The following is an 8,810-nucleotide window of genomic DNA, read 5'->3' as shown; positions in this document are numbered from 1 at the left end:
GCCTTCGGCCGTGGTTTTATCGGGAGTGTCGACAGGTCCGGCCAACATCGGCAGGCCTCGCTCCATCCAGCGCGGGGTGATGGCATCACCGGCCGACTTGATCCGCAGGCTGCTCAATTGGCCCTGCGCATCGGCCGCCGCACGTAACAAGGCCACGTGCATGGGCCGGTAAAAGTCGTGGGTTGTGTCTTCTTCACGCGACCAGATCAGCTGCACCGGCCGGCCGCCGCATTCCATGGCCACCCGCACCGCTTGGGCAACGTAATCGACCTCCAGCCGGCGGCCAAACCCGCCGCCCAGCAAGGTAACGGTGACGTGCACCTTGTCCACAGTCACCCCGGCGACACGTGCGGCGATGGCGGTCGCCATCTGCGGCACTTGCGTCGGCACCCAGAGAAACACCTGGCCATCCCGAACCTGCGCGGTGCAGTTCATGGGCTCCAGCGTGGCATGCGCCAGATAAGGCGCGTGGTAGACCGCCTCAATCCGGCGGGTCGCGCCGGCTTCGGCCTGGTCCACCGCGCCTTTCTCATAAAAGGTAAAACCGCTGGCTTGGCTTTGAACGGTCGCTTCCAGCTCACGTTCGATACGGCGGGAGTCGAGGGCGCCGGCCGGGCGCTGGCGCCAGTCGACCGGCACGGCCAGTGCCGCCTGCTGGGCCTGCCACCAACTTTTTCCGACCACGGCAAATCCGGCGGTCGATCCGGCATAGGCCGGCAAGGGCACCAGCCGCTCCACCCCCGGCATGGCCAGCGCCACATTGGCGGGAATGGCGCCCGGCGCGCCGCCCAGCATGGGGCACAGACGGATGGCGGCATAGACCATGCCGGGCAGCCGCACATCGACCCCGAACTGCGCACTGCCATCAATCTTGGCAGGGATATCCCTGCGCGGCGCGCTCTGGCCAATCACGGTCCAGTCCTTGCGATCCTTGAGCGTGACCGTGCCTGGCGGTGTGGCGGCGGCAAATTTGGCCAGTTCGCCATAGTGGGCAGATTGACCCGAGGGGTGCGACACCACACCGTCTTTGACCGTGAGTTCGTCCACCGGCAGGCGCCACTGCAAGGATGCCGCACCTAATAAAGAGGCGCGCGCCGTGGCTGCCGCCGTGCGCACCACCGTCCAGGCGTCGGCCACGCTGCTGGAGCCGCCGGTTGCATTGATGCCTAACTCGCGCGCCAACTTGCGGACCACCCATTCGCCGACCTCGACCTTGGCCGGCCGCAATTCCGTCTCGGACGGGTGAAACGGCAGGCTGGCCACCAGCATGGCGACATTGCCGTAAATCTTGTCGGCGCCGGCCTGCTCTATATAGATGCGCGACAGCGGCAGGTCTAACTCTTCGGCCGCCAGCATGGGCAAGGCGGTAGACACGCCTTGACCCATCTCGCTGCGCGCCATGGCCAGTACCGCCGAACCGTCGGGGCGCATCTTGATCCAGCCATTGAGCGCGATGTCGCCCTCGGACGGCAGCCAGAGCCGCCCGGACCCGGTGCGCGAGCGCGGCGGCAACATGCCCCAGCCGACGATCAAGGCACCGGCGGCGCCCGCTGCACTTAATAGGTAAGTGCGTCTTTTCATGGCCGGCGCTTCCCCGCACTGCCGGGCGCCATGCCCGCAGCCCGCTGGATGGCGACACGAATCCGCTGGTAAGTGCCACAACGACAGAGATTGGTCATGGCCGCATCAATGTCGGCATCCGAAGGTTTGGGCGTCTTTTCAAGCAAGGCTGCTGCCGCCATCAACATGCCGGACTGACAGTAGCCGCATTGCGGCACCTGCTCGGCAATCCAAGCCTGCTGCAACACATGGGGTTTGCCGGGCGTGCCCAGCGCTTCGATGGTCTGGATACGTTTGCCGACCAGCATCGAGACCGGCACCACGCAGGACCGAACGGCCTGCCCGTCCACCCGCACCGTGCAGGCGCCGCAGGCCGCCACACCGCAGCCAAACTTGGTGCCCGTCATATTCAGCAGGTCACGCAGCACCCATAACAAAGGCATGGCGGGGTCCGCATCGACCTGCACGGCCTGGCCGTTGATGTGTAGTTCCATAAATCGGGCTTCCGGGGTTGTCGACAGGCGCTGGAGGCGCGGCCCGCCGCTGATGTCCATTGCACTATAGCGAGCCGGCGGCGCGCTTAATAGCCCGGAAACCAGCATGCGAAACGGCAGACCCGGATAATCCCTAGCAACATGGCACTAATAACCCTTCTTGACGCCCAACTCGCTTTTGGGCACGTCGCACTGCTGGATCACGCAGATTTCGCCCTCGAAACCAACCAGCGCATCGGCCTGATCGGCCGCAACGGCACGGGCAAGTCCTCGCTGCTGAAAATCCTGGCAGGCATAGACAAACCCGACGACGGCACCTTGCAGCTGCAGCAGAACCTGCGCATCGCCTACGTCCCGCAAGAGCCCAGCCTGGACCCGCACGCTACGGTTTTTATAGCTGCCAGCGCAGGACTGGCAAGGACAAAACACGTGGTGGAGCAATACCTGGCGGCTGACGAACACACCGACCTGGACGCCCTGCAATCCGAAATCGAGGCGCTGGACGGCTGGACCTGGGAGCAGCGCGTGGAGGAAACCCTGCACCGCCTGCATCTGGACAAGGACGCCATCGTGGGTTCGCTCTCGGGAGGCACCAAAAAACGCGTGGCGCTGGCCCAGGCGCTGGTGGCCAAGCCCGATGTCTTGCTGTTAGACGAGCCAACCAACCACCTGGACCTGGATTCGATCGCCTGGCTGGAGGAGCTGCTGGTCAATTTCAACGGCAGCATCATCACCATCACCCATGACCGGGCCTTCCTGGACCAGGTCGCCAACGTCATCGTCGAGCTGGACCGCGGCAAGTTGCGGCCCTACCCCGGCAACTTTGCCCAGTACCTGATCCAGAAGGAAGAGCAGATGGCGCAGGAAGCCGTCATCTTCGCCAAGGCCGACAAGCTGCTGGCGCAGGAAGAAATCTGGATCCGCAAGGGTGTGGAAGCGCGCCGCACCCGCAGCGTGGCCCGCATAGGCCGGCTCGAAGTGCTGCGTGAAGGCCGGGCCTCGCGGCGCGATGCCGTGGGCCGCGTCAACCTCGACGTTTCCAGCGGCGACAAGAGCGGCAAGATCGTGGCCGAACTCACCGACGTGTCGAAAAGCTTTGGCCACCCGGGCTCCGAGAAAATTATCGTCAACAAGTTCAGCGCCACCTTGCTGCGCGGCGACAAGATCGGCCTGCTGGGCCCCAACGGCGCGGGCAAAAGCACGCTGCTCAAACTTATCCTGGGCGAGTTGCAGCCTGACGTGAGCACGCCACCCGGCAAAATCCGCCAGGGCGCGAATCTGCAGATCGCCTATTTCGACCAGATGCGCGACGCACTCGACCTGGACGCGACGCTGGAAGACTTCATCAGCCCGGGCAGCGAGTGGGTCGAGATCAACGGCCAGAAGAAACACGTCAAGAGTTACCTGACCGACTTTTTGTTCAGCCCCGAGCGCGCCCGCTCCCCGGTACGCAGTTTGAGCGGCGGCGAACGCAACCGCCTGCTGCTGGCGCGCCTGTTTGCACGCCCGGCCAATGTGCTGGTGCTGGACGAGCCGACCAACGACCTGGACATCGACACCCTGGAGCTGCTGGAAGACCTGCTGCAAAACTACGAAGGCACGGTGTTTCTGGTCAGCCACGACAGGCGCTTCCTCGATAACGTGGTGACCAGCACGATTGCTTACGAAGGCACGCCGGAGAACCCGGGCTTCTGGCGCGAGTACGAAGGCGGCGTAACCGACTGGATCACCCAGTCGAAACGGGCGGCGCAACTCACCGGCAGCGGAAAGCCCACCGCCCCAGCCGCCAAAGCTGCAAGCAAAACCAGCCCCCAGCCCAGCAAGGACGGGCAACAGCCGCTGTCAAAAAAGAAGCTGAGCTACAAGGAGCAGCGCGAACTCGACGGCCTGCCGGCGCTGATTCAGCAGCTGGAGTCGCAGCAAAAAGCCATTGAGCAGGAGTTGTTTGACGGCACGATTTACACCAGCAATGCCAAACGCGCGGCCGAACTCACCGCTCGCAATTCGAAAATTGAAGAAGAGCTGATGGCGGCGCTGCAGCGTTGGGAAACCCTGTCCAGCTGACCCGGCCCCCGCAGGCGCCGCCCGGTCGGGCCAAGCGCCTACGCAATTTTGCGACGGCGTCGGGCCGGGCAGCGCTCTTGGCGTCAGCGGCTTAGGCTAAAGTGGCTGAACCGCTTCAAAGTTGCTTCATGCCCCTTCGCCCGTCGCCATCTGCCCGCCTGCCGTCCCGCCTCTGGCACTGGGCCGCCTTGTTGACGCTGGGGGCCTGGCTTAGCGGCTGCGCATCGCTGCCCATCGAGGTGGAGCGCCCGGTCTCGACGGCGCTGGCCAATCCCGCGGAAACCCGGCTCGGGCAACTGGTCGAGGCCCGCGCCGCGCAGGCCGGCACCCGCAACGACTCGGGTTTTGCACTGGTCAGCAACGCCGAACTGGCTTTTACCAGCCGCATGGCACTGATCAACGCGGCCCAGAAGACACTGGACATCCAGTATTACGCGATCCACGCGGATGACACCACAGACCGCATGTTTGACGCCCTGCGCGCGGCAGCCGCACGCGGTGTGCGTATCCGCATCCTGCTCGACGACTTCAACACCACCGGCAAAAATGCCCAGGTCCTGAAGCTGGCGTTTGAGAAAAACATCGAGTTGCGCCTGTTCAACCCCTTGCCGGGCGGACGCGGCTCGGTTTTTTTCCGCATCCTGGGCTCGCTGAAAGACATGGCCCGCATCCAGCGGCGTATGCACAACAAGACCTTCATCGCCGACAACGCGGTCGCCATCACCGGCGGACGCAACCTCGGCGAAACCTATTTCGGCCAGGGCCAGGAGACCAATTTCATCGACGCCGACGTGCTCTCCGCCGGCCGCATCACCCGCGAGTTGTCGCAAAGTTTTGACCAGTACTGGAACAATCCGCTGGCCTACCCGGTGCAATCACTGTTGATGGTCAGGGAAATCGAAGCGCTCAAGCCCGCCGCGCCGATAGCAACAGTCTCGGCCGATGGTGTGGCGGCGCCGAGTCCCGCCGGCGCGGCCGACCCGGCCACGCGGGAGGCGCGCACCACTACCGCGACGAATGGCACGGTCAGCGTGATCGCCCCCCTGCCCGACACCACCCGGCTGTCGCAACTGCCATGGGTCTGGGCGCCCTCGGTGCTGCTGGCCGACAAACCGTCCAAGATCGCCGCCGATGCCGATGACGTGCGGGAAGCACAGGACACCGCCGTCGATGGCCTGCTGCAACTGATGTCGCAGGCCAACAGCGATCTGCTGATCGTTTCGCCCTACTTCGTGCCCGGCCAGCGCATGATGACGCAACTCGCCGCGATCCGGCAAAAAGGCGTGCGTATCCGGGTCTTGACCAACTCGCTGGCCTCCAACGATGCCCCGGCCGCCCACGTCGGTTACGCGCGTTACCGCAAGGAACTGCTGGCCCTGGGCATAGACATTTACGAAATGCGCGCCGAGCAGCAAGGCACGCTCAGTAGCATCAGCGGGCTGGGCAGTTCCGGCTCGGGCGGCGGCTCGCGCGCCAGCTTGCATGCCAAGGTGGTGGTGCAGGACAAACGCCTGCTGGTGGTCGGCTCCCTGAACCTGGACCTGCGCTCGCAACTGCAAAACACCGAGGTGGCGCTGATCATCCGCAGCCGCAAACTCTCGGCCGATGCCACCCGGCTGATTGAGCTGGCCTTGACGTCCGGCGCCTACAAGGTCGAACTGCAGCCGGATGGCCAGTTGATCTGGCGCGCGCCGCAAGGCTCGGGACTGAAGGATTCGACGACGGAGCCCGACGCCAGCCTGGGGCTGAAACTGATGCTCAAGCTGCTCGGCCCGTTTGCGCCTGACGAAATGCTTTGAGCGGCCGGTGCCGACTCAGCGACAAGCTGCGCCACCCTTCATTCGCTATTAAATCAATAGCTACTTGCGCTTATGAATAAAGGTATAGAGGCCTAAATAGACATCAAACAAGCACCCAGGCTTCACTCCGGCTCAATCCCCGCCGCCTTGATGATTTTTCCCCACTTCAAGGTCTCGGCCGCCTGAAACTTGCGCAGCTCTTCGGGGTTGCTGGTGAACACCTCGGTGCCGCTGGCCTGGTAAAAAGGCGCGGCCGAACTGCTGCGCGCGGCCCTGGCCAAGATATCGCCCAGCTTGGCCGCCACATCGGCAGGTGTGCCAGCCGGCGCATAGGCGGCAAACCAGTAGGTCATTTCATACCCTTTCACGCCGGCCTCGGCAATCGTCGGCACCTCGGGCGCCAACGGCGAGCGCTGGCGTGTTGAAACACCCAGTGCCTTGAGCTTGCCGGCCTTGACCTGCGGCAGGCCGGTGGTCATGTCGGTGATCATCATGTCGATCTGGCCACCCAGCAGGTCGGTCACGGCAGGCGGGTTGCTCTTGTAGGGAATGTTCAGGATGTAGGTGCCCGTCATCTGCTTGAACTGCTCGCCCGCCACGCGGCTGGACGAGCTGCCGCTGCCAAAGGACAACTTGCCGGGTTTGGATTTGGCCAGCGCGATAAATTCGCTGACGTTGTTGACCGGCAGCGCGGGATTCACCACCATGATCTGGCCGCCGCGGCCCAGCGCGGTGAGCGGCGTGAAGTCCTTGACCGGGTCATAAGGCAGCTTCTTGAACAAGTGTTCGTTGGCCGCCTGCGTGGTGTTGGTGGTGATGAACACCGTGTAGCCGTCCGGCTTGGCCTTGGCCGCCACCTGCGCACCGATGAAGCTGTTGGCCCCGGGCTTGTTGTCGACCACAACGCTGACCTTGATGTCCTGGGTCACGGCCTGGCCGATGGCACGTGCCAGCTGGTCGGTCGCGCTGCCGGCGGCAAAAGGCACGACAAACGTAATGGTTTTGTCGGGGAAGCCCTGGGCCTGCGCCATCAGGGGCACCAGGGCGCACAGGCTGGCCACGGCCAGCATGACGGGACGGATACGGGCATTGATTGTTGGGTTCATGTTGTCTCCTTCGCGTTAAAAATCAGTGGGCGCTGGCCCCGCCAGCAAGGCGGCCAGCGCAACAGGAACGGCAATCGGCAAATCCAGCAACCAGAAGGACAGCGCCTTGCCGTGCGTATCGAGGTTGAGCGCATCGTTGACGCCGCCATCGAGCACCTCGTCGAGCACAAAATTCATGGCGTGGAGCAGCGGCAACTCAAATCGCTGCACACGGCTGGGCAGTCGGTGCGCAAAGTGCTGCGCCACCGCTGCTTCCGTCACTTGCGCAAGCAGCACAGGGTAGAGCTCGGCATGCCAGGCGATCACGCTGATGTTGGAGCGGTTGCCTTTGTCGCCGGTGCGGCCGTGGGCGACGCGGTACAGAGGCACGGTGATGGTGGATGGGTTCATGGCCCGCCCTCCAACATCTCGAAACTCACAGGCACGGCGTCACGCGGTACCAGGCAGGACAAGGTATTGAGCCGCGGCGTCAAGCTGGTGCGCACACCACCGCCGCCGGCGGGGCCGCAGGTATACAGCGCCATGACCTCTCTGGCCAGACGTTCGGCCTGGGCCCGCTCGGTGTGGGTCGCGGCCACACGCAGGCGCACGTCACGCGCATCACCGGCGGCGCTTGTGGCCAGCAAGCGGCCGTCATCGTCGCCCATGATGCTGAGCGCACCAATCAAGTCCACACGCAGGCTCAAACCCGGCAGGCGTTGGCGCAAGACCTCGGCGGCCAGACGGGCGCGGGCTTCGGCGCGCGGGCCGGCATAAGAAATTTCACCTTCGGCCAGCCAGCCCCCTTCGTGGCAGACATTGACCTTCAGGCTGACCGGCCGCGCATGACCGCGCACCCCGGTCAGGGCCACGCGGTCAGCCGCCACCAGTACCAGCCGGGCGGCGCTGATATCCGCCACCACGTCGGGTGTCAGGTAAGCGGCCGGGTCATGCACCTCGTACAGCAGTTGCTCCTTGACACTGGCCAGGCTGACCAGGCCGCCGGTGTGTCCCGCCTTGCCGATGACACAGTCGCCGTCGCTGTTGATTTCTGCAATCGGGTAACCCACCGCATGCAGCTCGGGCACGTCTTTGTAGCCGGGGTCGGAAAAATACCCGCCGCAAACCTGGGCGCCACATTCGAGCAAATGCCCGGCCATGGTGGCACGCGCCAGCCGGTCCCAGTCGTCAGCACGCCAGCCGAAATGCGACATCGCCGGGCCCACGGTCAACGAGGGATCGGCCACGCGGCCCGCGACCACAATCTGCGCGCCGGCGTCCAGCGCAGCGGCAATGGCCTCGGCGCCTATGTAGGCGTTGGCGCTGACCAGTTGCAAGTTGTCCATTGCGCTGCCCAGTTGTTCGCGCAACAAGGCGCGGTGGGGGGCACCCGACAGGTCATCACCGCCAACCACGGCAATACGCGGCGCGGGCAAGCCCAGCTCCCTGGCCATGGCGTGGATCAAGCGTGCCGCCGCCAGCGGGTTGGCCGCGCCAAAGTTGCTGACGATACGAATGTTGTGCTGCAGGCAACGCGCAAGCACGGGCCGCAACATGTCGCCCAGCAGCGGCTCAAAGCCGGCATCGGGATCGGCACGCCGGCGCAGTTGCGCCAGCGCCAAGGTGCGTTCGGCCAGGGTTTCAAAAATCAAAAAAGCCGGTCCGCCACGCACGATCAGCGTGTCCACCACGGCGCTCGCCGCATCCACCCGGTCACCGGAAAAACCGGCGGCGCAGCCTATCAGCAAAGGGGACGTTGTAGCGTGGGTCATGAGGTGGGTGTTCAAGCCGTCGAATCTAGGCTTGTC

General features: G+C 64.5%; 7 protein-coding genes (1 of these 7 only partly in view). 2 read left to right on the top strand and 5 right to left on the bottom strand.

Annotated features, from left to right (window positions below):
• Both R6254_RS19360 and R6254_RS19355 read right to left on the bottom strand, forming a co-directional pair.
• A protein-coding gene (locus R6254_RS19360; protein WP_318409305.1) for a xanthine dehydrogenase family protein molybdopterin-binding subunit crosses the window boundary here: on the bottom strand, positions 1–1,581 show its 5' portion. The gene continues 687 nt to the left of window position 1, outside the view; the window shows 1,581 of its 2,268 coding nt (coding positions 1–1,581); it begins with the start codon at positions 1,579–1,581; the stop codon falls past the left edge of the window.
• Entirely contained in the window at positions 1,578–2,054 is a 477-nt protein-coding gene (locus tag R6254_RS19355) for a (2Fe-2S)-binding protein (protein ID WP_318409303.1), read from the bottom strand. Before R6254_RS19355 ends, R6254_RS19360 begins: the two co-directional genes overlap by 4 nt.
• A 141-nt stretch (positions 2,055–2,195) precedes the next feature.
• Between R6254_RS19355 and R6254_RS19350 the strand changes: the two genes are divergently transcribed.
• Together R6254_RS19350 and R6254_RS19345 are read left to right on the top strand one after the other, a co-directional pair.
• Complete coding sequence (locus R6254_RS19350) at positions 2,196–4,118, top strand: ATP-binding cassette domain-containing protein (protein WP_318409302.1); 1,923 nt, start codon at positions 2,196–2,198, stop codon at positions 4,116–4,118.
• 128 nt (positions 4,119–4,246) lie between these two features.
• Positions 4,247–5,917: a phospholipase D family protein gene (locus R6254_RS19345; protein WP_318409300.1), complete on the top strand. Its 1,671-nt coding sequence runs from the start codon at positions 4,247–4,249 to the stop codon at positions 5,915–5,917.
• Positions 5,918–6,039: 122 nt separating this feature from the next.
• Here R6254_RS19345 and R6254_RS19340 read toward each other — a convergent pair whose 3' ends face one another.
• The 3 genes from R6254_RS19340 to R6254_RS19330 are packed head-to-tail and all read right to left on the bottom strand — an operon-like array spanning position 6,040 to position 8,774.
• Positions 6,040–6,987 carry a Bug family tripartite tricarboxylate transporter substrate binding protein gene (locus R6254_RS19340; RefSeq protein ID WP_318409367.1) on the bottom strand — a complete coding sequence of 316 codons (948 nt, stop codon included), beginning with the start codon at positions 6,985–6,987 and terminating at the stop codon, positions 6,040–6,042.
• Positions 6,988–7,038: 51 nt separating this feature from the next.
• Positions 7,039–7,413: an AtuA-related protein gene (locus R6254_RS19335; RefSeq protein ID WP_318409298.1), complete on the bottom strand. Its 375-nt coding sequence runs from the start codon at positions 7,411–7,413 to the stop codon at positions 7,039–7,041.
• On the bottom strand, positions 7,410–8,774 hold the full coding sequence (locus tag R6254_RS19330; protein ID WP_318409297.1) for an acyclic terpene utilization AtuA family protein: 1,365 nt from the start codon (positions 8,772–8,774) through the stop codon (positions 7,410–7,412). Before R6254_RS19330 ends, R6254_RS19335 begins: the two co-directional genes overlap by 4 nt.
• Between the last annotated feature and the right edge of the window lie 36 nt (positions 8,775–8,810).

Source organism: Polaromonas potterensis, from assembly GCF_033446725.1.
Taxonomy (GTDB): Bacteria; Pseudomonadota; Gammaproteobacteria; order Burkholderiales; family Burkholderiaceae_C; genus Polaromonas.
Note: the sequence above shows the minus strand (reverse complement) of the source record. Positions and strands in the feature narration are given on the sequence as shown.

Bases quoted from the DNA above. Each gene is read 5' to 3' on its own strand.
- R6254_RS19350 (WP_318409302.1), top strand. From the start codon at position 2,196: ATGGCACTAATAACCCTTCTTGACGCCCAACTCGCTTTTGGGCACGTC.
- R6254_RS19330 (WP_318409297.1), bottom strand. From the start codon at position 8,774: ATGACCCACGCTACAACGTCCCCTTTGCTGATAGGCTGCGCCGCCGGT.
- R6254_RS19340 (WP_318409367.1), bottom strand. From the start codon at position 6,987: ATGCTGGCCGTGGCCAGCCTGTGCGCCCTGGTGCCCCTGATGGCGCAG.
- R6254_RS19345 (WP_318409300.1), top strand. From the start codon at position 4,247: ATGCCCCTTCGCCCGTCGCCATCTGCCCGCCTGCCGTCCCGCCTCTGG.
- R6254_RS19335 (WP_318409298.1), bottom strand. From the start codon at position 7,413: ATGAACCCATCCACCATCACCGTGCCTCTGTACCGCGTCGCCCACGGC.
- R6254_RS19355 (WP_318409303.1), bottom strand. From the start codon at position 2,054: ATGGAACTACACATCAACGGCCAGGCCGTGCAGGTCGATGCGGACCCC.